The sequence below is a fragment of the Clostridium sp. ATCC 25772 genome (assembly GCF_001573875.1).
GTDB lineage: Bacteria > Bacillota > Clostridia > Clostridiales > Clostridiaceae > Clostridium_J > Clostridium_J senegalense.
Genome location: NZ_LFRG01000161.1, coordinates 1 through 645, shown reverse-complemented (window position 1 = coordinate 645; position 645 = coordinate 1). Strand labels below are relative to the sequence as shown.

The 645-nt window shown below is 26.5% G+C and carries 2 pseudogenes; both read right to left on the bottom strand.

Going from position 1 to position 645, the window contains the following annotated elements:
• Positions 1–191 (bottom strand): annotated as a pseudogene (locus AZI32_RS17320) (hypothetical protein); the annotation flags it as partial.
• A 74-nt stretch (positions 192–265) separates the two neighbouring features.
• Positions 266–645, bottom strand: a pseudogene (locus tag AZI32_RS17315) (S8 family serine peptidase); the annotation flags it as partial.

The following is a 645-nucleotide window of genomic DNA, read 5'->3' as shown; positions in this document are numbered from 1 at the left end:
CCTACTTTCAAATCATTTATTAAGGTATCTAATTCACCATTAAAATTCGTTCCATTAAATCCACTTAGTATCATTTGACCAATTTTTTCATCTAATGTCATTTCGTTAATCTTTATAATAATATTATCATTTGTGTCAGCTTCTATATGTTGTTTATTTTTAGCTTTATTACTAGTAAATAAATTTATCATAATAAACATTAACAATATAATCAATACTATAATAACTAGCATAGTTTTTTTTAATTTTCATTCGATACCTCTGCTTATCTTATATTTTTTGCAATTTGCTGTATAGTATTTTTAAAATTTAAAACACCATAACCCATTCTTACATTTGGATATTTATAAATATCTAGTCTATCAGCACCTACCATCAAATAAGTTTTTATTACATCTGTAAAAATTAAGCTTTTGTTTAAATCACTTTGTGATATTAAAAAATCTACTATAAGAGCTGTTATGCCACTTGTAATGGAACTCGCTATACCAGTTCCACTAGCCTTTATATATGAATTATTTTTATAGCAACCCATTATATCTACGCTAGGTGCAACAATATCAGGCCTTATAGGAGTTTGATTAAGAGTCCCTACAGAAGATTCAATCCACATACTATCTGTTTTATTATTAAATCCACCTACCG